This is a genomic window from Luteolibacter sp. (assembly GCF_058122085.1).
In genome coordinates, this window is the sequence record NZ_JBIKBQ010000076.1 from 1 (window position 1) to 20,308 (window position 20,308).

Sequence of the window (20,308 nt, forward strand, 5' to 3'; positions counted from 1 at the left end):
CGGTCGCCGCGAATCGACTCTTCCCAATCCAGAATGAATGAATTCGCGGCGACCGGTGATCGCCGCTACATCAACGGCATCAGCCGCAGGCGGAAGGATTTTTTCTGCAAAACCTCCTGCTTGCGCAAGCGTCCGGATCTGTCACTTTCCACCCGTGAAACAAGTGCTCACAGCCATTCTGACCCGTCAGGGCGGCGCTGGGAAACCCACGCCGTTGGCTTCTGTTTCAACGCGCCTCAGACGGCGAACAGCGAGGTGATCGACTGGCCGCCGTGAATCCGCCGGATCGCCTCGGCGAGCATCGGGGCGATGCTCACGACCTGGACTTTCGGCCCGGCGGCTTGCGGCACGGAATCGGTGGTGATGACTTCCTCGATCTTGGAATCGCGGATGCGCTGGTGGCCGAGCTCGGCGAGAATGGCGTGGGAAACTCCGGCGTAAATCCGCTTGGCACCGTTTTTGTGGAGGATTTCCGCGGCGGCGGTGAGGGTGCCGGCGGTTTCGGTCATGTCGTCCACCAGCAGCACGTCGCGGCCTTTGACCTCGCCGATGACGTTCATCGCTTCGACGCGGGTGGCGCTGACCCGGTGTTTGGCGACGATGGCGAGCTCGGCGCCGAGGGCGTCGGCGTAGGCGCGGGCCATTTTGACGCCGCCGACGTCGGGCGAGACGACGGTGAGGTTGGAGGTGTCCGGGTGGCGCTCGCGGAGGTAGCCGATGAGCACGGATTTGGCGTAGAGATGATCGACCGGGATGTCGAAAAATCCTTGGATCTGCGGCGCGTGGAGATCCATGGTGAGGACCCGGTTGACGCCGGCGGAGGTCAGCAGGTTGGCGACCAGCTTGGCGGTGATCGGCACGCGCGGCTGGTCTTTCCGGTCCTGGCGGGCGTAGCCGAAAAACGGCATCACCGCGGTGATCCGCTCGGCGCTGGCGCGGCGGGCGGCGTCCACCATGATCAGCAGCTCCATGATGTTGTGGTTGGTCGGCGGGCAGCTCGGTTGGACGATGAAAACATCCGCGCCGCGGACGTTCTCGTTGATTTTCACCTCGGTTTCCCCGTCGGGAAAAGCGGAGACGTGGACGTCGGCTAGAGGTTGGCCGAGGCTTTCGGCGATACGTTCGGCAAGGGCTCGGTGAGCGGTTCCACTGATGATTTTCATGAGAAAAATGAGCGATAAACGGGCAGGCGGGCGGATTGTTGACAGTGGAGGGACCGTCGGCAATACTTTGCTCGGAAATCGTCCAACCCCATTGTTCCCTGATGTCATCCAGCTCACCCGAGGCGATCGCCGCCCCCCCGACATCCTGCCCTCAAGGCGCGGGGAAACTGGTTGCATGGGCCTCGGTGTTGTTGTCGGTGGCGCTGGTGGTCTGGTTTTACGGGTTTGAAACGCGCTATGATTCCGGCCGCGGGCAGTCGGCTTTCCGCTGGATTTACAGCGCGTGGAACGGCGAGACCGACTACGAGCACGGGCTGTTGTTTCCCTTCGTGATCGCGGGCCTGGTTTTCTATCGGCTCAAGGACCTCAAGGCGGCCGTCGGCAAGGAGAGCGGCTGGGGGCTGCTGGCGGTGCTGGTGGGAGTGTTGTTTTACGTGGCCGCCTACCGGACGCTCCAGCCGCGGATCGCGATGGCGGGGCTGCCGTTCATCGTCTGGGGCGGCGCGTGGTATTTGTGGGGCTGGCGGGTGGCGAAGCTGCTGACGTTCCCGCTGTTCTTTTTCTGGCTGGCCATCCCGCTGCCGAGTTTCCAACAGGCGACCACGCACTTGCAGTTGCTCGCCACTTCGATGGCCCATCACGGCTCGGGCCTGTTCGGGGTGGAGACCTATGTGGAGGGCACCAAGGTGCTGCCGCTCAAGGGCGATTGGAAGCCGTTGGACATCGCCGCGGGATGCAGCGGCATCCGCTCGCTGATGGCCTTGCTGATGATTTCCGCAGCGTGGGCCTACATCGCGAAAATGGCGTTTTGGAAGAAAGCGCTGCTGTTTCTATCGGCGTTTCCGCTGGCGATTCTCGGCAACGCGCTGCGGGTGACCTCCATCTTCGTGATCGGCGAGTATGGCAATGCGGAGTGGGCGCGCACCACCTGGCATGATTGGTCGGGGCTGCTGCTGTTCTATCCGTTTTCGCTGATGCTGCTGCTGGCCATCCACTCGCTGCTCGAGGGCGGCCTGCCGTGGAGGAAGCACAAGCAGCGCCAGCTCCGCCGGGTGGTCGTCACTCGCAGCGACGAATCCAAACCCTTTGTGCCCGAATCATGAAAATCAAATCCTGGCTTCTGCCCTTGTTTCTGGGCGGTTCATTCAGCGCGATCTATTTCCTGCCCAAGGTGGGCGCGGTCGCCCCGTCCGCGGTGAGGATGGAATTGCCTACCACTTCCGGAAGCTGGACGCTGGAAGGCCAGTCGCCCAGCGAGGCGGAGATCGGCACGCTCAAAAGCGACACCCAGTTCTCCAAGGCGATCTGCCTCGCAGCCCGCCCCGGCGAGGTCAACGCGGACGGCTATCTCGTGCCGGACCGGGTCGATCTCTCGATCGTTCTCTCGGGCGCGGACATCAACAACTCGATCCACCGCCCGGAGCGCTGCATGCCCGCGCAGGGGCACAACATCACTTCCTCCGGCGACCGGATTCTCAAGCTCCCTAACGGCCGCCAGTTCGCCACCAAGCGGCTGGTGTCGATCCAGTCGCAACGGATCAAGTCCAACGAGGACCGCGAGGAGTATGCGAAATTCAACTGTCTGACTTATTACTTTTTCGTCGGTCACGACCACGTGACCAACGACCACTTGGCCCGGACCTTCATCGACATGAAGGACCGCCTGGTGCGCGGCATGGACCAGCGCTGGGCCTACACCTCGGTTTCCATGTGGTATGGCAAGGTTCCGTGGATTGCAAACGAGGTTACCGAGGCCGAGGCGGACACCAAGCTGCAGAAGTTCCTCGCGGATTTCGCCGAGAAGCAGATCGATTGGAACCAAGTGACCCGCTGAGCCGAAGGTTCAGTTTGGCAACTTCGCCGGCTCGATTTTCGCGCCCTTGAGAAACTCGATCGTCCGGTCGAGGTAGGCGAGGTAATCGGCGCGCTGGCTGGGAGTGACGCCCTGGGGGAGCTCAGGGGGCCGGCCGATGTGGTTTTTCGCCTCGATGAAATGCGCGAGCGCCTCCGCGGGCCGGCGGGCGTTCCAGGCCGTGGTCGCCATTTTCCCATGGAGAACCCCGGCGCGGTAATGGGCGCGGACGCCGTTGATCAGCGTGGCGGCGAAATCATAGGCCGCCATGGCTCCCTGATAGTCGCCGTTGGCCTCACGCGCCGCGCCGAGGCTTTCGTGGATCGAGACTCTCGACTCCCTCATGTCCGGGACGACCCAGTGCATCTGCACGGTGGCTTCCTCGATCTGTTGGGCGGCGATTTCCACGGACGCGAGGGCGGGGGAGGGGGCCTGCGGGTTGAACTGGCGGATGCTTTTGCGCAGGAGGTGGTTGGCGAGGGAGAAGCGGCCGCGGAACCCGGGTTCCATCCCGCCCTGCAGCTGGATCGCCCGGTTGTAGGCGTCCTCCGCCTCGGCATCCCGGTGCAGTTGGCTGAGTAAATTGGCACGGTTGACCACGGGACTCGGATCGTAGGGGTGCAGGAGCCCGGCGGTTTCGAAGTCGCGGATCGCCTGTTCGGCGGCGGCTTGGGTTTTCGGCCCCGCGCCCGCGGCCGCGGCTTCCTGGAACACAAACGCCCTTTCCTGATAGAATGTGGGTTGTGGCCACAGCGCGATGGCTTCCGTGAGGGCCCCGACGCGGGCCTCGTTCGACGTCGCCGCCACTTTGCTCAAATAGCTCGGCCACAGGATTCGGGTGACCCGGGTGCCCTTCCATCCCGTCGGAAGGAGGAGCGCCGCGCAGGCGAGTGCCGCCAGGGAAAGCAGGACTTGCGATCCGACGCGCTTGGGAGTCGTGGCCGGAGTGGCTGGCGCGCGGGAGAGTTGTCCGAGGCAGATTCCCAACAGGAGGATTCCCGGCAGCAGGTGGAACACGAAGCTGAAACAGGATTGGACGAACATTCCCGCCAGCGCCGCGAGACCTCCGAGACGCCAAGCGTCTCCCGCACCGGCTTCCCGCGAAGGCCCGGCAAACAGGATCCGGATCACCGCGACGATCGCCAGCGTGCCTAGCAGCCCGGTCAGCAGACCCGCGCCGATGATCCCGTAGTCGGTGGCGGACTGGAGCCACTCGTTGTGCACCTGCTCGGGGATGTGGGTGGCGATGTCGCCTTGGAGCGTCTTGTCCGCGAACCGGAAACTCTCCCAGCTGAAACTCCGGCTGCCGCCGCCCGCCAGCGGATGCAGGCCGATGCACGACAGCGCGACTCCCAGGAAATAGAGCCGACAGTTGTTATCCCACATCCCGTCGATCCCGCTCCCGGCGCGCCTGAGCTCTTGGGAATCCTCCCAGCCGGTGAGGAGAAATCCTCCGATCGCCACGCCGATGATCGGAATCGCGATCAAGGCGGGCGCGAACCACCGCGCTTTTTGGCGCTGGGCGATCGCCAGCGCGGCAGCCGCGAAAACCCCGCCGCCGACCGCCGCCCCCAGAATGCCGCCGCGCGACCGGGTGAAATACACCGCCGCCAAGCCGGCGATCGCGATCAAGCTCCACAGGATCCGGGTCGGCAAACCCTGCCGCCCGAACAACGCGGCACCCGCCACCAGCAACGACGAGGCGATCAGGTAATTGGCGGCCTCGTTGTATTGCGCGTAAAACCCCGAGGGAAATGCCGCGGCGCGCGAGCGGAACACCGGGGTGAAATCCGGATCGGCCACCTGCATCCCGATCACCACCACGTTCGCCAGCAACAGCAGGGCGACGCCCCACAGCAGGATCCGTTCGGCCGGCGGGTTGCCCTCGATCGCCCGGATGCTGATGAAGCTGCCGACGGCCCCGGCCAGCAATAACAGGTCCGCCTCCCCCAGTTCCGCCACCGGCGAAATCCACGCCCGCCACGCAAACCAAGCCGCCGTGACCGTCCCCAGGGCGACCAGTCCGAAGTCCGCGGTGAGGCGGCCTTTCCGCCAGAACAACGGCAGCGCCGCCGTGACCGCAAAGCCCAACGCCAGCATCGCCGGACCCCAGGTCCAGGGCCGCGTCTGCGGGCCGATGACCACCGCGAGAACCAACGCGGCGACGAGAAAGATGGCGGTGACGGCGGGCACGTGGGGAATAAATGCTGAAATGCTGAAAAACTGAAACGCTGAAATTCAGGGGGCTTGAGGACAGGAAACCGCCCTTCACTCATTCCACCGCGAAACCCTCGAGGGAGGCGGCTTTGGCTAGGCGAAGGTCCGCGGTGAGGAATCGGTTGCCGGCGGTGCGTTCCTTGAATGCCACCAGGGCCGCGGCCAGTTGCATGGCGTCGGCGGCCCGCAGCGGATGCACCCTGAGCAGTCGGATCGCCCGCTCTCTGACCCATGACGTCGGCTGCACTTCCAGCCAGGAGCGAGTGAGCACGGACAATCGGGTCCGGGCCATCGCCGCTTGCTCGGGACCGATGGAGGTTTCCCGCTCGCGCCGGCAGATTGCGGATTCGAGTTCGGTCCAGGTTCCGTACCAGACGAGAATTTCGGCATCCTCGTGAAGTTGCGCCTCCCTCGGGCGGGAAGCGGTTTCCTCCACCAGCAGGGGCGCGATCGCCGAGGAATCCCAAAATCTCATCGATCCTCCTCCTGCCGGTCGTCGAGGATTGCCGCGGCCAATCCGCCTCGGCAGAGTCCCGGCGGCATCGCGAGGAAGGCTTGCACGTCCAGCGGGTTCTTGCGTGGTGCCGCGATTCCCTCGGCAACCAAGCCGGCGGTCTCGCTGGACAAGCTGCCGGGCGCGATCCGTTCCAAGGTCGCCACCGGAGATTTCCGATCCGTCACCACCACCAGTTCGCCGGAGCGCACGAGTTCCAAATGCGCGGAAAGTCCGTTTTTGAGCTCGGAAATACTGGCGATTTTCATGATGGCTATTTTAGCCTGATTGATCTGGCTGTCAAATTTTCAAATCTTCCTCACGCCGCACCCTTGCCGAACAACACTGCCGGGATGGTCCGCGCGAGGATTTTGAAATCCAGCCACAGCGACCAGTTGTCGATATATTCGAGGTCCATCGCCACCCATTCCTCGAAGCTGGTGATGGTGTTGCGGCCGCCGGCCTGCCACTCGCAGGTGATGCCGGGTTTCACGCTCAACCTGCGGCGGTGGGAAAGCTCGGAAAACGCCTCCACCTCATAGAGCGGCAGCGGCCGCGGGCCCACCAAGCTCATTTCGCCGGTGACCACGTTGAGAAGCTGGGGCAGCTCGTCGATGCTGAATTTCCGGAGAAGCGCTCCGAACGCAAAAATCCGCGGGTCGTTGTGGAGCTTGAAAACCGGCCCGTCCATCTGGTTGCCGTGGTCCTCCTTGATCTTGTCGAGCATGGCTTCGGCATTGGCCCCCATCGTCCGGAACTTCCACATCCGGAACGGCCGGCCATACCGGCCGGCCCGCATCTGCGAGAAAAACACCGGCGCGCCCGGGCTTTTGAGCGCGATGCCGACCGCCGCGAAAATCCACAGCGGCAGGGTGGTCAGGATGATCGCCGACGCGGCGACCCGGTCGAAAACCTCCTTGCACAGAAGCTCCCACGACAGCTCGGGCGTTGAGCGCAACACCATCATCGGCTTGTTCCCGATCATGTCGAAAACCGGCCGCGCGATCTGCCCGCGGATGAACGAGGCCGCGATCCACGCCTCCACCCCCTGCAGCTCGCAGGCTTCCACCGCACGGGCGACTTTTTCGAACTCGGTGTTCCTCGCGGCGAAAATGACCCGGCTCACGGACTGCTCCTTCAGCAGGCTAAAAAGCTCCGACACGTCGCGCGTGTTCAGGTCGAAGAGATCCACCACCTTCCAGCCCGAGACGATTTCCGGGCCGATTTTTGCCAGCAGTTCCTTCATTTCCTCGCCCGAACCCGCCACCACGATCCGCTCTTTGCTGGCGTCCGTTTGAGCTTGACGCTTCAACCACGCGGACGTGGCCCGTTCCCGCACGAGGAGAATGCAAAACACGAAAACCAGACCGAGTCCGAGCACCAGTCGCCGGGTTTCCGTTTGTTTCGCGAAGACCGCGAAGATTCCCAGAATGAGCACGATCACCACGATCGAGCGGATCAGCTGCCACATGGCCGCGCTGGTGTTCTTGTGCCTGAGACGCTCGTAAAACCCGAACCGTTCCAGGACCAGCGGGGTGAACGGCACCGCGATGTAGAGCACCCAGATCATGCTCTTCCACAGCGCCTCCTCCTCGGTTCCCATCCCGAGCCAGCCCCGGACCTCGCCCCCGAGCCAGAAGGACAGCCCTACTAACAAGGCATCCGTCAGCTGGAGCGCCTGGAGGGTGAATGAGTCTTTGCGGCTGATAGCCATGGGTTTGGGTTTGTCAAACGGGCGATGAAAACCGGGGATGCCGGTGCCGGAACAATCCCTAAAAATACACCCTCTGCAATCGTAGATTTTTAAATAGTGCCGATTGGGTCACCGTCCGCCCCTTCAGACCGGCGGCAGGAATTTAGTTGGAAACCCGGCCTTGAAGTGTTTTCTGGCGCGGGAAATGCGCCGCCTCACCTTACTCGGAACTTTCGTCCTCCTCTTGGGGGCGCTTTATGGTTTCTGGCAACACCGTTTTGAGCGTGCGCCTGGGTATCCCACCGTGCGGCTTTCCGATCTCCGCGCGATCGCCAGTCCGGCTCCCGGCGTCGAGTGGCTGGGTCCGGAGACCCGACCCCGGCTGCGGTTGCGGGTGGATCAGGCTCACTCCAAGGTCGTCGCGCGCGTGGAAGTGCCGGGGATCAACGCGGTGAGTTTCCTCCATGTCCGCTTCCAAGTTTCCCCCACCAAGCTCTTGCCGGGCCAGGAAATCTGGGAGGACGGCCGCTGCCTGATCGAGTGGCACTCGCAAGGCGGCGGCGTGGCTTGGGAAAACAATCCGTTTTGCTCCGCCAGACACAGTGAAGCCAGCGGCATCGTTGAAATGGTCCTGAGGCCCGATCACCCGCCAGCCATCCCGGCCCTGCGCCTCGAAAACCTCGGAATCTCGGGCGATCTCGAACTCTCGATGTTCGAGGCCACTGTCCTGCGGGAGAGATGGATCTGGAAAACCGGCCGCTGGTTCCTGCTGGCGGGCTGGCTTGCCTGGGCGGTCGCCTGGATCGGGCCGCGCGGCAAATCCGGGCGGATCCGGCTGCTGCTGGCCGCCGCGATCTGGCTGGTCATGGGGCTCTATTTCGTCGTCCCCGGCCCATGGAAAGACGTCAGGTTTTTTGGAAAGGCGTTTCAAATCGGCCCGGAAACCGCAGCCGTCGCGGATCATTCACTATCAGCAGCAAGGCCGGACAGGCCGACGGTGGATCTTTCATCCGCCAATCCCGCGGCCTTGGAATCGGTCGGTAAAATTCCGGATCAAGGGGATTTCACCCTGCGCCTGAAGAACTATGCGGCAAACGCCCGGCCCTTGCTCCACATCCTCCTGCTCTTCGCCCCGGCCCTGGCGATGGCCTGTCTGGTCGGCCGCAAACCGGCGCGCTCGCTCGCCGTCATTCTCGCCCTCGCCATCGAGGCCGCGCAACTGGCATTCGGCTACGGTTTTGACCGGGTGGATGTGTTTGATCTCGCCAGCGACGCCGTCGGCATCGGGCTCGCGCTGATCGTCCACTCGTCTCTCAAACGGAAATTTCCGCAATGGGTCGCCAGCTGATCTAATCGCGCCCAGCCGGTCAGTTCCCGCCCATCTTCCCCAGAGTTCCGCTCCACCCGTCCCGGATCGCCCGCCGCAACAGCGGGATGCGTTGCGGGCCGTCGAGAGTGACCGCCGCCAGCGAGTAGGCGATCGCCATTTTGACGGCTGCCAGGTCGCCCGCCTGCCGGCGTTTCAGCCAGACCATGTTGCGGACCTTGTAATAAAGTTTCCAGTCCGCCAGCCCCCGCTCGAAGAAGAAGCTTTTTCCAAAAAACCGCCAATGGACCACGTCATCCGGCCCCGGATGATCCATCACCGCGCCGCAGACGGCCTCCTGTTGGAAACCCGCCTGTTCGATCCGCCAAGGGTATTCCTCGTCCTCGCCGCGGATGAATAAATCGCCCCTCACCGGCCCCACCGCGTCGCGGACCTCGCGCGGAACCAAGGTACCCGTCCATGAAATCCTGCTGCGCAACCGCGGGCCGTCGGGCAGCTCCCGCTCGCTCCAAACCAGGTGCCAGCCGCCGCGGCCGTCCTCGATTTGCAGGGGCCAGGTGAATTTCCCGGTCCGCGGATCCACCTGCAATGCGTGCCGCACGATGTCAGGATTCCATCGCCCCTCAAGCATGGCCGCCAGCGCCGCCGCGCGCGGCCACGAGTCGTCGTCCAGAATCCAAACCGCGTCGGCGCCTTCCGCGAACGCCTGGTCCATCGCCTCCTCCACGCCGCCGGCGTTGCCCCGGTTCTCCGGCATCCGCCGCACCACCAGCTTGAATGGCAGATCCGCCAGGTTTTCCAACACCTCCACCGTGTCATCCGTCGAGCAGTTGTCCGCCACCACCACCAGCTCCGGCGGCCGCGTCTGCCGCGCCAGGGCCAGCACGCAGGCTTTCGCGGTTTCCGCGCGGTTCATCGTCGCGAGGACGGCGGCGATTTTGAGGGGGGCGGGCATGGGGAGAAAGTCTGAAAGTCTGAAAGTCTGAACGTCTGAACGTCTGAACGTCTGAACGTCTGAAAGTCGGAGGTCGGAGGTCGGAGGTCGGAGGTCGGAGGTTCTATCGACTTTCGACTTTGATGCCTTCCGATTCGTCGCTCCTACCGCGAGTGTCTCAGGCGTTCGAGTTCCTGCCGGAGTGGGGCCCAGTAGGCTCGGTCGGCAACGACTTCGGCACGGCGTTCCTGCTCCAGAGCTTCTTCCAGTACGTCGGCATCGTTGGAAATCGCATGCGCGAGGGCCGGGCGGGCGGATCGAAGAGCGGCGGCCTCGACTGGAAACAAAATCACCAGCCCACGATGCAGATAGGACGCCTCGAACGCGGGGATGGCGATCACTTCGGCCTTGAGCTCGTGAAGCGCCGCTTGCAGGCGCCGCAGGTTCTCAGGCTCGGCGAGGATGACGAAATCCACGTCGCGGCTAAATTCCGCAGCGCCGTAAAACACGCATGCCTGGCCGCCCATCAGCAGGCAGCGGACGCCGTGACGCCGCATCGAAGAAAGGACTGTCTGTGTCGGGTTCGGGTTCAAGGGAGCCTCCTAGTGAGATGAATGTCGCCCATAGGCGGCCGGATTCCCTCCAGCGCTCCTGCTGGCTGAGGGAATACCAGTCCCGCCATTCGGGAGAGAGGTCAGGGATGTCCTTCACGAGCCAAGTTCATATGACACTGAAGGCGTTTTGCAAGGAGAGTCGGATCAAGAGTTACGAGGTCTCCGCTTCATCGACCTTTGACCTTCGACTTTCAGACCTTCGACTCTTCTCTTGCTCTCAGGATTTCAAACTTCTCAGGCACGCCTTCCAAGCCCGCGCCGCGATCCACAGCACCCCGTCCACCAACCCGTTCAGATAGGGATCCTCAAACAGCGTGATCCCGTAAGCCCGCCGGATCGCCCGCGATTCGACGTGCTGGCGTTCCGCGGATAGAACGACCTCCATGTCGCGGGTCTTCCCCAGATGGCGCTGCGAGGCGTTGGCCCCGTGCAGCCGGAAGTCCGCCACGGTCACCGGCACGTGCTCGAAACGTTTTCCCGCCGCGTCCAGCCGCGCGTAAAACTCCCCGTCCATCACGTAACGGAAGTCCTCCCGCAGCCGGTGACCCTCCCCGGTCACCGTCGTCCGCCGATAGAACGCCGCGGTCGAGCCGATGAAACAATGATGGTGCACATGCACGAACTGCGACCATCCGGGAGCACTCACGTGCCGCAGGAAGTTCCCCGCCTCATCGATGAAATCCCAGTCGCCGTAAACCACGTCCGCCGTGGATTTCTCCAACAGAACCAGGATTTCCGCCAGCGCTCCCGGCTTGAGCCGGTCGTCGGCGTTGAGCCACATCACCCAGTCGCCCTGCGCGTGGTCGAAGCCCTTGTTGATCGCGTCGGACATCCCCTGGTCCGGTTCCTGCGTCCACGCCGCGTGGGGAAACCGCGCCGCCACCGCCGCGCTGTCATCCGTCGAGCCGCCGTCGATGACGAGGTGTTCGAAGGTCGCGCCGGTTTGCGCCGCGACGCTTTCGAGGCAATCGGCCAGATACCGGCCGTAATTCAAACTGGGGGTGAGGATCGTGAAGTCCATCATGGAGTGGGAAATCGTCAAGGATCCTTTGACAGGACTGACACTGTTGACACTGTTGAGGTTTGGGTTCCGCCTGCACGTCCCGCCGGGGCGGGCGCTTCTCCGGCCGAAGCGGCGCCATGCATGGATCCGGACACGCCGCAGCGTGCCCCCTTTGCCTTCGGGATTCAATCCCCAATCGCGGCGAGGCAACAGGCGGAGGCCTTCCGGTCGGCCCGGCGGCTGGCCCGCCGCCACTGCCGTGGGCTGGCTCTCCACCTCAAGGCGGAACAGGTCAGGCGGGGACTGGAACTGGCGCGGGGGATCATTTCCAACCTGGAGGAGAAGGGGCCGATGAACCGGCGCCAGCTGGCCCGCTGTTTTGGCAATCAGCGCTGGGAGCGTTTCGAACCGGTGGTCGGCGCCTTGACCAGGCTCGGGGTGCTGGTGTGGGGGGCGGATGGCATACTGGAATTCGGAGAGGTGGAAATTTCCGAAGTGGAGGACCGCCTGCGCGAAGCGCTGATTGCCCTGGTCCCCGCGGACGCGGGCGTCAGGAAACCACCGGCGCAAACGCCGCCCGAACCGCAGGCGGAAAACGGAAAAAAGCCGGCGGGAAAAGCGTCAAAGCCACCCGGAAAATCAAAATAGGGCGGGGCGTGGCGGCCATGCCTGGATCCGCGAACCCCATCCCGCGGGTCGATGATTGAGGATGCACCCGGCGGCTCCGTCCATTCCCGGGCCTCAAGCGGAATCTTCCCCGGCGCCCAAGGAGTGCCTGAAGTTGGCAAAAAGGCGCGGGGTGAGTTCGATGGGGATTTCCAGGGACTCGATGCGGCAAGAGTCATGCCGGGTCGGGGGCGGCTGATTCAGGCAGTGGCAGGCCGACGAAGGGCGAGCAGGATTTGAGCGGTTCGGAATCGTGGTTCGGCGCGGCGAGGAAATCGATGAGTGCGCGCAGGTGTTCCCGGGATTCCCGTGCCGCGAGAATGCGCCCGCGCCACTCATGGATGGGTCCCGGATGGACGCGTCCCAGCGATTCCCAGCGGTCCAGGTTGTCCAGCGCAATGGCCAGGTCCCCGGGGTGGGCGTCGATGTGTCTGGCAATCCGCCGCCACATGACCTCGCGGTCCTCTCGCCGGAAGTGGTGGTCGGTGACGCTCATCGGTGGATGAAGATGCCCATGAAATCCCTGGAAGGCAAATGGTTCTGGTTGAGGGTGATGATGGTGAAAAGCATGGGGTGAGTGAATCGTAGCGGTGATCACGGGTCGCCGGCTGGTTTTTCAAGAAAAGCTTTGTTAGTCACCGCGACCGGTGATCGCCGCCATGAGCCGGGGAGCGCGTGATCTCCAACAGCTTTTTAGCAACCTGATCCGCATGCAGGCGTTCGCACCACACGCCGGCGGTCCGCTCCGGATCGCGAGCGCCTTGGTCCCAGCGGTCGAGCTCGTTCCGCAAGGCTTTCAAGTGCCCGGGTGCGTCATCCCGCTCCGCGAGCATTCCCGAATTCTCGGAGACAAACCACTCGAAACCGGCCATCGAGACCGAGCGCCCCGCCACCACCGAGCAGCCGGAGCAAAGCGCCTCCGCCTCCGGCGGAAGAAGGCAAAGTGGGCGGACCGAGACCGGATCCGTCCTATCGGGCAAGCAGGGTGTCACCATACTCCTTGATGCGCTTGCAGGTCGCCAGCAGACGGGGAAGTTCCTCACGGCAATAGGTCAGAATCTCGGGAAGACGGTCTCCGGCGTAGTCATGGGAAATCCGGTTGCGGGTGTCCTTCAACTCTCGCAACCAGTCCACTGACTCGATCACTCCGCGCTTTTCGGCACGGTTTGCGACATCGAGCAAGGTTCCCGCCTCGTACATCTCGAACTGGTCCATGGCGCGAAGGACGCGCTTGCTCATGAGGTCAACGACCCGGGCGAAACGACTGGTGAATGCCTCAATCCGTGCCAAGACCTCTTCGTTGGGGGTTGGCTCATCGGGCGGAAGATCCGCACAGGCGTTTGCGGAATACACGAGATGGCTCAGCGCCCGGTCCAGTTCAGCGAGGCTCTCGGCCAGATAGGCCGCCTGGGTTTGCGGGTTCATAGCGGGATTCCGGTTTCCATCGCCACGCTGGCGATGGGAGAGTCCAGTTGGGTGCTGCGGCGCACGATGAGGTCGAGTTTCTGCCAGCCGATCTCGTCCAGGATGTCCCGTCGAATCTCCCATTCCTGGTGCAGTCCGATCACGTCGGAGACGATCAACAGGTCGATGTCTCCGCCTTTTGCATGATCATCGGCACGGGAACCAAACAGAATGATCCGCGCTTCAGGATCCTGCTTGCCAACCGCGGCCAGAATGGTGGTTTTTTGGTGGGGAGTCAGTCTCATGGATGGGTATTCTGGCATGAGTCTGCCGGAGAGTAAAGCCGGCCGTCAAGGTAGGCACATGCGAAGGGGGGCAAGTCGAAGACGGGGGACGTCGGGGACGGACCAGCCCTACCTGGTAGGGACCGGCGGCTCGCCGGACCCACTTTCCCGGCGGCTGGCGGTGCGGATGAGCTGCAGAGGGATTGGGGAGTGACGATTGTTGAATTTGGATTGTTGAGGGGAAGAGGCGAAAAGGGAGCGCGCCACCGATCATCACATTTGGGCGAGACTCCCCCAAACGCCGAAAGCGCTCCCGTGCTCTTTCATTCAAAATCCAACATCAAAAATTCAACATCCGCAGTTTCTGACCTCGTCAAAAACTGAAAGCATCCGCTCCGCCACTTTCGCAGCCGCGTAGGTTTCACGCAGTTTCAGGCCGCACCCGCGGACTTCCTCCGCAGGCATCTCCATCACCTCGTCGAGCGCGCGCCAGAGGGAGCCGGCGCTCTCCAGTGAGAAGCCGCCCTTGGCCGTGGCCACGCCGAGGATTTCCTCCACCGAGGTTCCCCTCACGAAGCACACCGGAGTCCCGAGGTAATAGGCCTCCAGCGCCGGCAGGCCGAAGCCCTCGATCTCCGACGGCAGGATCAGCGCGCGGGCGGAACGATAGGCCGCCTGCAAGGCCGCTTCCTCCAGGAACGGGCTCTTCACGATGCTGTGCGAGCTGGCCAGCAACGACTGCACCTCCGGCGGCACCATGCCTATCAGGTGCAGCATCGGCAGGCTCCGCCCCTGCGATTCCGCCTCGTGCCACCAGCGGATCAGATGCGCCGAGCGCTTGTGCGGTTCGCAGGAAGCCAGGTGGATCACGTAGTTCTCCTTCACCGGTTCTACCGGTTGGGGGATTCGTTCGTACAAACAGGGTTCATAGGTGACGGTGATCCCGTTGCGGGGAATCCCGTGGCGCGCCATGAATTCCTGGATCTGCCGTTTCGACGATTCCGAAACCGTCAGGATCCGGTCGGCCTGCCGCAGCGTGTGCTTCAGCATCAGCGCCCAATAGGCATACTCCCGCGGCTTCCGCCACTGCGGGTAGTGGTCCTCGTCATACTGGATGATGGTGTCGTGGATCGTCACCACCGACGGCTTGCAAAACCGGCTGAAAAGCGGCAGGTAGCCTTTCGGGAAATAACAGACGTCCGGCGGCGAGGCGTGCTGGAGAACCAGCGGGTGCAGGTGATCGGTTAAAAACCGCATCCACTTCCGCCGCGTCCCCCAGGGCAGGATGCGGGCGGAGGCGACCCCGGCGGGCGCCTGCTGCGAGGTCTTGGAGGCGATCGTCTCGATTGCCACCCGCCCCCCCGCCTGGAGGGCTTCCAGCACCACCTGCGACATCCGCGAGATGCCGAAGCTCCGGTCATGACCCGGGTTCTGGTCCGCCAGATAGGCGGTGAGGTGGATAGGTGAAGAGTCCGAAGGTCTGAAAGTCGAAGGTCGAAGGTCGGTAGGGCGCGCTCCGCCGTGGGCCGCCCACTTGTCGCCATCGGCGTGGGGAGAGGGAGAGTCTGGAGGTCTGAAAGTCGAAGGTCGAAGGTCGGAAGAGGCGTCGGAACTGTAGCGGCGGTCTGTGACCGTCGGTGTTTCCAAATCCGCCTGGGTATCCAGCGACGGTGACACACCGCCGCCACAGGTTTCAATGGTTGTCGCCGACGGCGAACTTTGCGGTATCCATGACGCCGCCCCGGCCGCCGCGACGAACGCGTTTCCCACCCGCTCGATGAAACGTTCCGGCAGGAAGTTCTTTTGATAGAAGGCGCGCGAGGCGTCACGCATCTCGCCGAGTTCATGTCTGCGGGCGTGGAGCTCTGCCAGCGCGGTCGCGTATCGGTCCGGAGAACGGACCGGCAACAACCACGCCGTCTCACAGCCCTCGAGCATCGCGGGAATTCCCGCCCACTGGGTGGTCAGGAGCGGCAGGCCCGCCCCGAGCGCCTCCATCAGGACGATCGGCGTCGCCTCGGAGGCGTAATGGGTGGGGAAGAAAAACACGCTCGCCCCGGCGTAGGTCCGCCACTTTTCGTCGCCGGTTAGCTGCCCGGCCAGCTCCACCATTTCCTCCAGCTCCAACTCGGCCCGCAGATGGCGGATGTCGCTTTCAAACTCCTGTGAGAACCATTTCCCGACGATGCGGAAGCGGAAATCCTGCTCGCGTCCCTGTTGTTTCAGCAAGGACGCCGTCTTGAAAATCTCGACCACCCCCTTGCCCTCCTGCAGGCTTCCGACAAACAACACGGTCAACGGGCCCTGGTCCGGACGGGGTTCGTGAACCAAGTCCGGCACAGCGATCGCGCAGGGGCACCATTGCCAGCTCCTGGCGGAGAAAACCTCGTGCGGAGTCACCGCTTCCTGCGCCACCTCCAAGGCGACGTCGGCGCCGCGGTAGGCCGCGCGGCCCATCAGCCGCCGGACCGGTCCGGCGTCCACGAAAACCGGCAGCCCGCTCGCGTGGAAGATGAACACCGTGCTCCCCGCCAGATGCCGCACGCTCGTTAGGAATACGACGTCCCGCAGGAAGGGGATCCACTTCGCGCTCGCGGGCGGATAGAAAAGCACGCAGCCGGGATTGGCCTTGAGGATTTCCCGCGCATTGCGGATCAAGTGGAACAAATGCCGGATCTTCTTCCACTGGAAGCGCCCCACTTCCAGCATCTCCTCGCTGAACTCCATCCGCAGCCGGTGCACCTCGAATTCCGGCCAGTCGTGTTCGAACAGGATCTGCGTCGCGACCGCCTGGCCGTGCCACGGCGGCGGAGTCTGGCCCATCAGGAGGATGTGGGGTTTATGAGAGGGCATGGTGGGGAAGCAGTCGAAGGTCTTAAAGTCTAAAAGTCGAAGGTCGGTAGGGCTGGACCGCCGGGCTGGCCGACTTGTCGCCAGCGGCGTGAGATGTTGAAGAGGAAGAACAGCCTCCGGCGGGAGAAGGCAAATTGCGACAGGGTGCGGAAGATTGTCGCGTCGCTCTGTGAGCGTCGATGCTTGTGAGAAGACGTTTGAACCGCCGAGGCGCTAAGGTCGCAAAGGGGGCGCGGAGCGGGGATTTTGAATAAGGAGTGACGACCTTACTGTCGTCTTCTTTGGAGAAGGAAGAAGCTGCGAACATCGAACGTCGAAGGGAAGAGTTTAGCCCCCGGCGGGAGAAGGGGGGGGCGACGGTCATAGACGCGCCGCTACAGGTGCGGATGAGACGCTTGTAGCGGCGCTCTGTGAGCGTCGTGGCCGCTGGACCCGCGCGCAGCATTTCATTCCCACTTCGCCCGCGCGGGGGAAGTGGGACGCCGATTTTCCGCTTGTCCTTCCCTTTGGGCGCATTATGCTACCATTATGAAATCACTACACATTCGCGACGTTCCAGAGCAAACGATCGAACGACTCAAGCGACGGGCCAGCCGACATCACCGCTCGCTTCAGGGTGAATTGCAGGTCTTGCTGGAGGAAGCGGCGAAACAGTCCGTATGCGGTGGCGGTTCGGAATTCTCACTTCATACGGTCAGGACTCAAGGCAATCAAGACTGGTCCAGGGAGGGTCTTTATGAAGATTGAGCGGGGCACCAAGGTGCTTGTGGACACCAACGTGCTTCTGGAAGCAACTGACGAGGGGCGGCGACTTCATGCCCAAGCACTCGGCTTGTTTCGAAATGCTTCCGACGATGGGGTGGATCTTTTTCTAGGCACCCAAGTCCTCCGTGAATACCTGGTCGTAGCCACAAGGCCGGTTGAAAATAATGGGTTGGGCATGACGACGGATCTGGCTCTCGACAACATCAAACAGTTTCAAACAAGAGTCTCGTTGGTTGCGGAATCCCTGCAAGCCGGAGAGTTGTTCGTTGAATGGGCCGGTAAATACCGAATTCGCGGCAAGAGATTGCATGATTTGCAGATTCTTGCGACTGCATCGGTGGCTGGAATGCATGCGCTGATCACCGCGAATGAGAAGGATTATCCAGAATCCACGCCACTCAGCATTCTACCGCTTTCGGGGCTGGAGTGGTAGCGGGTGAAATGCGACGGTCATCCGTCTTCGCGCTGCGAGCTTCGCCGGGACAAGTAGACGCGCCGCTACAGTTTTCCCTTCTCTTCCCATCCAAAATTCAAAATCTCTTCCAGCATCTCCGCGTTCTCCTGATGCCCCGCACCCTGCTTGTAGGCGAGGCTGGCGATGGCCGGCAGCAGCGGATCGCCGCTCCAGCCGGTTCTTTCCAGATAGTCGCGGCATTCCGGCGTTTCCAGAATCAAACAGGTCTTGCGGATCGCGTCCGCCGGACTCAGTCGCTCGACCAGCCGCGCGTCCTGCAGGAAATAGTGCACGAGGTCGATCCCCGGCAGCCCGTCCTGATGGCCCCATTCCCAGTCCAGCACCACCAGGCCGCCATCCGCTTTCCGCAGCAGGTTCCACCGCGCGAAGTCCCCATGGCAAATCACCGGGGTGAGGCGTTCCCGTGAGAGTCGTTCCAACGCACGTTCGCCGCCTTCAAGTCCTGACAACGCCGCCGTGATGGCGGGCCACTCGGGAAACCCCGTGACCGGCTTCGGCGCCTGGTCCGTGATCCACTCGTTCAACAATCCGAGCGCGTCAGCAAACTCGCCCGGCCTAACCGCTTGTCCGGACAGATAAGGCATCCGCATCACCGTGACGCCCTCGCCGCGGTGCAGGCCGAGCATGCGGGGGACGCCTGCGGCCACCCGGTGAAGTTGCTCCAGGGCCCGCGCCTCCTCCTCCAGCAGTCGCGCCCCGGCCTCACCGAAGGAAATCTTCGCCACCTCCCAGCTTCCGTCTTTCCGATAGCTCGCGATCGCCCGTCGCACCCGGTGCTCCGGGCTGCCGAGCAGGACCCCGCAGGTTCCTGGGGCGATCCCGGTCAGGGGAGGGGACATGGGCGTTGACCCGCCCGTGAGGTGGGTTTTGGAAAGCATGCAGTCATGCAAGCCGACGCGCGCCAGACCGCGCAAGCCGGCCACCATCAGCCGGGCCAGCGCCCGTTGCGGTTGATAGAGCCCGAGCGCCCTTGCCGCCGCCTCACGGCCCGGCGGCAGTCCCAGCAGCACCCGCCCCTTGCGCCGGACCCGCCGCAAGCCTTGCGCCGGGGGATCGATGCAGGAAAGCACCTGGGAGAGGAGTTCGTGGTCCGTCATTGAAGTGAATGTAGCGGCGCTCTGTGAGCGTCGATGCCGGGGGGAAGATATTTGAACCGCAATGCCCTGTGAGCGTTAGCGAGCTTCAAATTGAGCGAAGCCTGTTGGCATGGACGTAGGGCAACGGAGTCAAAGTCGCAAAGGTCGCAAAGGTCGCAAAGGTCGCAAAGGTCGCAAAGGTCGCAAAGGTCGCAAAGGTCGCAAAGGTCGCAAAGGTCGCAAAGGTCGCAAAGGTCGCAAAGGTCGCAAAGGTCGCAAAGAGGGTGCAAAGAGGGTGCAAAGCCGGGACGATGGGTTTGAAATGGTAGGGCTCGGCGGCTCGCCGCGCCGGCTTTCCCGCCGCATGGCGGTGCGAATGCTTAGCAAACGAGAAGAGAAAGAACAGCCTCCGGCGGAAGAAGGCGAAGCGCGACGGTCATAGGCGCGCCGCTACAGGTGATGCGCTTGTAGAGTTGGCGGAGCAGGCCGGAGCCGCCCTACCCCTTCGTCCGTCTCGCATACACCGACCTCAAAACCCCCTTCTTGAACCGATAGACGTGATAGAGAATCCCGTCCACCACCAGATTGAGGTTCTCATCCTTGAACAGCTTGATCCCGTAGATCCGCCGGATCGCCCGCGGCTCGGCGGCCTGCCGCTGCATCCGCAGCACGTTCTTCATGTCGTCCTTGCCCAGGCTCTGCTGGCTGATGCTCTCGCCGTGCAGGCGGAAGTCGGCCAGGACTTCAGGCAGATAGACGAAACGTTTTCCGAGATGGGCGAGGCGGGCGTAATACTCCCCGTCCATGCAGTAGCCGAAGTCGATGTCCAGCAAGTGGCCTTCCGCGATCGTCGTCTCCCGCCGGTAGAAACAGGCGGTCGAGCCGATGTAGCAACCCTGTTGGATGAGAATCCGCCGGTCGAAGGGCAGCAGCGTCATCCGTCGGAGGAACGTTCCCGCCGCATCGATGAAGTCCCAGCAGCCGTAGATGACATCGGCCTGTGGCTGAGTCTCGGCGAAGTCCTTCAAAGTTCTGAGTGCCGCCGGTTTCAGCCGGTCGTCCGCATTCAGCCAAATCACCCATTTGCCTTGGGCCCGGCGGAAGCCTTTGTTGATCCCGTCGCTCATGCCCTTGTCGGGCTCTTGGAAAAACGATGCATGCGGAAAGCGGGCCACCACCTCCGCGGTGTCGTCCTTCGACCCCGCGTCCATCACCAGATGCTCGAAGCTCACGCCTTCCTGGGTCGCCACGCTCTGCAGGCACTCGCCGATGTAGTGGCCGTAGTTGTAGCTGGCGGTGACGATGGTGAAGTCCATGGGGAGGTAAATGCTGAAAAGCTGAAAAGCTGAGAGGAAGAGTCGGAGGTCGGTAGGGCGCGCTCCGCCGTGGGCCGCCCACTTGTCGCCAGCGGCGTGAGATGAGGAAGAGGAAGATTCTGGAGGTCGAAGGTCGAAGGTCGGAGAGCGAGGGGGCGAGGGGGCGAGGGGGC

The 20,308-nt window shown here is 63.1% G+C and carries 21 protein-coding genes; 6 read left to right on the forward strand and 15 right to left on the reverse strand.

The window, feature by feature from the left end; genetic code table 11:
• Nucleotides 1-236 precede the first annotated feature (236 nt).
• Nucleotides 237-1,163, reverse strand: a complete 927-nt coding sequence (locus AC4DF4_RS12210; protein WP_490048386.1) for a ribose-phosphate diphosphokinase — start codon at nt 1,161-1,163, stop codon at nt 237-239.
• A 101-nt stretch (nt 1,164-1,264) separates the two neighbouring features.
• On the opposite strand from AC4DF4_RS12210, the gene AC4DF4_RS12215 reads away from it, so the two are divergent.
• Together AC4DF4_RS12215 and AC4DF4_RS12220 are read left to right on the forward strand one after the other, a co-directional pair.
• Nucleotides 1,265-2,266: an exosortase/archaeosortase family protein gene (locus AC4DF4_RS12215; protein WP_490048387.1), complete on the forward strand. Its 1,002-nt coding sequence runs from the start codon at nt 1,265-1,267 to the stop codon at nt 2,264-2,266.
• Nucleotides 2,263-2,997 carry an EpsI family protein gene (locus AC4DF4_RS12220; RefSeq protein ID WP_490048388.1) on the forward strand — a complete coding sequence of 245 codons (735 nt, stop codon included), beginning with the start codon at nt 2,263-2,265 and terminating at the stop codon, nt 2,995-2,997. Before AC4DF4_RS12215 ends, AC4DF4_RS12220 begins: the two co-directional genes overlap by 4 nt.
• A gap of 9 nt (nt 2,998-3,006) precedes the next feature.
• Here the strand turns inward: AC4DF4_RS12220 and AC4DF4_RS12225 are convergent, their stop codons facing one another.
• From AC4DF4_RS12225 to AC4DF4_RS12240, 4 genes are all read right to left on the reverse strand, one after another.
• Complete coding sequence (locus AC4DF4_RS12225) at nt 3,007-5,208, reverse strand: O-antigen ligase family protein (RefSeq protein WP_490048389.1); 2,202 nt, start codon at nt 5,206-5,208, stop codon at nt 3,007-3,009.
• Nucleotides 5,209-5,287: 79 nt separating this feature from the next.
• Complete coding sequence (locus AC4DF4_RS12230) at nt 5,288-5,707, reverse strand: type II toxin-antitoxin system VapC family toxin (RefSeq protein ID WP_490048390.1); 420 nt, start codon at nt 5,705-5,707, stop codon at nt 5,288-5,290.
• Nucleotides 5,704-5,994, reverse strand: coding sequence for a type II toxin-antitoxin system Phd/YefM family antitoxin (locus tag AC4DF4_RS12235; protein WP_490048391.1), 291 nt, complete (start codon nt 5,992-5,994; stop codon nt 5,704-5,706). The genes AC4DF4_RS12230 and AC4DF4_RS12235 overlap by 4 nt, the downstream gene beginning before the upstream one ends.
• 50 nt (nt 5,995-6,044) lie before the next feature.
• Entirely contained in the window at nt 6,045-7,439 is a 1,395-nt protein-coding gene (locus tag AC4DF4_RS12240) for a sugar transferase (protein ID WP_490048392.1), read from the reverse strand.
• A 283-nt stretch (nt 7,440-7,722) separates the two neighbouring features.
• On the opposite strand from AC4DF4_RS12240, the gene AC4DF4_RS12245 reads away from it, so the two are divergent.
• Nucleotides 7,723-8,766, forward strand: coding sequence for a hypothetical protein (locus AC4DF4_RS12245; protein WP_490048393.1), 1,044 nt, complete (start codon nt 7,723-7,725; stop codon nt 8,764-8,766).
• 19 nt (nt 8,767-8,785) lie between these two features.
• On the opposite strand, the gene AC4DF4_RS12250 is transcribed toward AC4DF4_RS12245, so the two are convergent.
• The 3 genes from AC4DF4_RS12250 to AC4DF4_RS12260 all read right to left on the reverse strand — a co-directional run bounded on the left by AC4DF4_RS12250 (nt 8,786) and on the right by AC4DF4_RS12260 (nt 11,317).
• Nucleotides 8,786-9,700, reverse strand: coding sequence for a glycosyltransferase (locus AC4DF4_RS12250; RefSeq protein ID WP_490048394.1), 915 nt, complete (start codon nt 9,698-9,700; stop codon nt 8,786-8,788).
• Nucleotides 9,701-9,843: 143 nt separating this feature from the next.
• The gene (locus tag AC4DF4_RS12255) at nt 9,844-10,236 is read right to left on the reverse strand and encodes a hypothetical protein (protein WP_490048395.1); all 393 of its coding nucleotides are present in this window, start codon (nt 10,234-10,236) and stop codon (nt 9,844-9,846) included.
• 274 nt (nt 10,237-10,510) lie between these two features.
• On the reverse strand, nt 10,511-11,317 hold the full coding sequence (locus AC4DF4_RS12260; protein ID WP_490048396.1) for a glycosyltransferase family 2 protein: 807 nt from the start codon (nt 11,315-11,317) through the stop codon (nt 10,511-10,513).
• A gap of 120 nt (nt 11,318-11,437) precedes the next feature.
• Here AC4DF4_RS12260 and AC4DF4_RS12265 point away from each other — a divergent pair, with 120 nt between their 5' ends.
• On the forward strand, nt 11,438-11,944 hold the full coding sequence (locus tag AC4DF4_RS12265; protein WP_490048397.1) for a hypothetical protein: 507 nt from the start codon (nt 11,438-11,440) through the stop codon (nt 11,942-11,944).
• 193 nt (nt 11,945-12,137) lie between these two features.
• On the opposite strand, the gene AC4DF4_RS12270 is transcribed toward AC4DF4_RS12265, so the two are convergent.
• From AC4DF4_RS12270 to AC4DF4_RS12290, 5 genes are all read right to left on the reverse strand, one after another.
• The gene (locus tag AC4DF4_RS12270; RefSeq protein ID WP_490048398.1) at nt 12,138-12,458 is read right to left on the reverse strand and encodes a hypothetical protein; all 321 of its coding nucleotides are present in this window, start codon (nt 12,456-12,458) and stop codon (nt 12,138-12,140) included.
• A gap of 139 nt (nt 12,459-12,597) precedes the next feature.
• Nucleotides 12,598-12,942: a hypothetical protein gene (locus AC4DF4_RS12275; RefSeq protein WP_490048399.1), complete on the reverse strand. Its 345-nt coding sequence runs from the start codon at nt 12,940-12,942 to the stop codon at nt 12,598-12,600.
• A complete protein-coding gene (locus AC4DF4_RS12280; RefSeq protein ID WP_490048400.1) occupies nt 12,932-13,387 on the reverse strand; it encodes a ribonuclease HepT family protein in 456 nt (151 codons plus the stop codon). The genes AC4DF4_RS12275 and AC4DF4_RS12280 overlap by 11 nt, the downstream gene beginning before the upstream one ends.
• Complete coding sequence (locus tag AC4DF4_RS12285; RefSeq protein WP_490048401.1) at nt 13,384-13,671, reverse strand: nucleotidyltransferase domain-containing protein; 288 nt, start codon at nt 13,669-13,671, stop codon at nt 13,384-13,386. Before AC4DF4_RS12285 ends, AC4DF4_RS12280 begins: the two co-directional genes overlap by 4 nt.
• Before the next feature lie 327 nt (nt 13,672-13,998).
• Nucleotides 13,999-16,503, reverse strand: coding sequence for a glycosyltransferase (locus AC4DF4_RS12290; protein ID WP_490048402.1), 2,505 nt, complete (start codon nt 16,501-16,503; stop codon nt 13,999-14,001).
• Between the two features lie 528 nt (nt 16,504-17,031).
• On the opposite strand from AC4DF4_RS12290, the gene AC4DF4_RS12295 reads away from it, so the two are divergent.
• The gene (locus AC4DF4_RS12295) at nt 17,032-17,250 is read left to right on the forward strand and encodes a FitA-like ribbon-helix-helix domain-containing protein (RefSeq protein ID WP_490048403.1); all 219 of its coding nucleotides are present in this window, start codon (nt 17,032-17,034) and stop codon (nt 17,248-17,250) included.
• The gene (locus AC4DF4_RS12300) at nt 17,240-17,701 is read left to right on the forward strand and encodes a type II toxin-antitoxin system VapC family toxin (RefSeq protein WP_490048404.1); all 462 of its coding nucleotides are present in this window, start codon (nt 17,240-17,242) and stop codon (nt 17,699-17,701) included. Before AC4DF4_RS12295 ends, AC4DF4_RS12300 begins: the two co-directional genes overlap by 11 nt.
• A 65-nt stretch (nt 17,702-17,766) precedes the next feature.
• Here the strand turns inward: AC4DF4_RS12300 and AC4DF4_RS12305 are convergent, their stop codons facing one another.
• Together AC4DF4_RS12305 and AC4DF4_RS12310 are read right to left on the reverse strand one after the other, a co-directional pair.
• Nucleotides 17,767-18,840, reverse strand: coding sequence for a phosphotransferase family protein (locus tag AC4DF4_RS12305; protein WP_490048405.1), 1,074 nt, complete (start codon nt 18,838-18,840; stop codon nt 17,767-17,769).
• Nucleotides 18,841-19,316: 476 nt separating this feature from the next.
• On the reverse strand, nt 19,317-20,135 hold the full coding sequence (locus AC4DF4_RS12310) for a glycosyltransferase family 2 protein (protein WP_490048406.1): 819 nt from the start codon (nt 20,133-20,135) through the stop codon (nt 19,317-19,319).
• Nucleotides 20,136-20,308: the final 173 nt, after the last annotated feature.

What these genes read in the sequence shown, in the direction of transcription:
- AC4DF4_RS12255 (WP_490048395.1), bottom strand. Translation starts at nt 10,236, where the DNA reads ATGCGGCGTCACGGCGTCCGCTGCCTGCTGATGGGCGGCCAGGCATGC.
- AC4DF4_RS12250 (WP_490048394.1), bottom strand. Translation starts at nt 9,700, where the DNA reads ATGCCCGCCCCCCTCAAAATCGCCGCCGTCCTCGCGACGATGAACCGC.
- AC4DF4_RS12240 (WP_490048392.1), bottom strand. Translation starts at nt 7,439, where the DNA reads ATGGCTATCAGCCGCAAAGACTCATTCACCCTCCAGGCGCTCCAGCTG.
- AC4DF4_RS12230 (WP_490048390.1), bottom strand. Translation starts at nt 5,707, where the DNA reads ATGAGATTTTGGGATTCCTCGGCGATCGCGCCCCTGCTGGTGGAGGAA.
- AC4DF4_RS12305 (WP_490048405.1), bottom strand. Translation starts at nt 18,840, where the DNA reads ATGACGGACCACGAACTCCTCTCCCAGGTGCTTTCCTGCATCGATCCC.
- AC4DF4_RS12260 (WP_490048396.1), bottom strand. Translation starts at nt 11,317, where the DNA reads ATGATGGACTTCACGATCCTCACCCCCAGTTTGAATTACGGCCGGTAT.
- AC4DF4_RS12280 (WP_490048400.1), bottom strand. Translation starts at nt 13,387, where the DNA reads ATGAACCCGCAAACCCAGGCGGCCTATCTGGCCGAGAGCCTCGCTGAA.
- AC4DF4_RS12265 (WP_490048397.1), top strand. Translation starts at nt 11,438, where the DNA reads ATGGATCCGGACACGCCGCAGCGTGCCCCCTTTGCCTTCGGGATTCAA.
- AC4DF4_RS12220 (WP_490048388.1), top strand. Translation starts at nt 2,263, where the DNA reads ATGAAAATCAAATCCTGGCTTCTGCCCTTGTTTCTGGGCGGTTCATTC.
- AC4DF4_RS12235 (WP_490048391.1), bottom strand. Translation starts at nt 5,994, where the DNA reads ATGAAAATCGCCAGTATTTCCGAGCTCAAAAACGGACTTTCCGCGCAT.
- AC4DF4_RS12210 (WP_490048386.1), bottom strand. Translation starts at nt 1,163, where the DNA reads ATGAAAATCATCAGTGGAACCGCTCACCGAGCCCTTGCCGAACGTATC.
- AC4DF4_RS12295 (WP_490048403.1), top strand. Translation starts at nt 17,032, where the DNA reads ATGAAATCACTACACATTCGCGACGTTCCAGAGCAAACGATCGAACGA.
- AC4DF4_RS12300 (WP_490048404.1), top strand. Translation starts at nt 17,240, where the DNA reads ATGAAGATTGAGCGGGGCACCAAGGTGCTTGTGGACACCAACGTGCTT.
- AC4DF4_RS12270 (WP_490048398.1), bottom strand. Translation starts at nt 12,458, where the DNA reads ATGAGCGTCACCGACCACCACTTCCGGCGAGAGGACCGCGAGGTCATG.
- AC4DF4_RS12310 (WP_490048406.1), bottom strand. Translation starts at nt 20,135, where the DNA reads ATGGACTTCACCATCGTCACCGCCAGCTACAACTACGGCCACTACATC.
- AC4DF4_RS12290 (WP_490048402.1), bottom strand. Translation starts at nt 16,503, where the DNA reads ATGCCCTCTCATAAACCCCACATCCTCCTGATGGGCCAGACTCCGCCG.
- AC4DF4_RS12285 (WP_490048401.1), bottom strand. Translation starts at nt 13,671, where the DNA reads ATGAGACTGACTCCCCACCAAAAAACCACCATTCTGGCCGCGGTTGGC.
- AC4DF4_RS12215 (WP_490048387.1), top strand. Translation starts at nt 1,265, where the DNA reads ATGTCATCCAGCTCACCCGAGGCGATCGCCGCCCCCCCGACATCCTGC.